1 protein-coding gene is annotated in these 302 nt (G+C 76.2%); it reads right to left on the minus strand.

Annotation, left to right across the window (positions count from 1 at the left end):
- Positions 1 to 302 (minus strand): ATP-binding cassette domain-containing protein (locus VR45_RS23430; protein ID WP_045941795.1); only part of this gene is annotated, 302 nt, incomplete at both ends.

Below are 302 nucleotides of genomic sequence, written 5' to 3' on the forward strand. Positions count from 1 at the left end.
CGGCGGTGAGTCGGGACCCGAGCAGGTCGGGGTCGAGGACCCCGGCGAAGCCGAGCCGCTCCAGGTCGGCGGTGATCCGGCGGCGCAGCTCGGCCCGGTCCAGCCGGCGGCCGCGGCCGGTGGGGAGGGCGCCGGCATAGACGTTCTCGGCGACCGAGACGTGCGGGACGATCTCGGGTTCCTGCGGGACGATCCGGATGCCGAGGGCGCGGGCCTGGGCCGGGGACCGCAGCTCGACGGGGCGGCCGTCGAGCAGGACGCGTCCCTCGGTAGGCTGGTGGTCGCCGGTGAGGATCTTCAGC

Origin of the sequence: Streptomyces sp. NRRL S-495, from assembly GCF_000966955.1 — a bacterium.
GTDB classification, from domain to species: domain Bacteria; phylum Actinomycetota; class Actinomycetes; order Streptomycetales; family Streptomycetaceae; genus Kitasatospora; species Kitasatospora purpeofusca.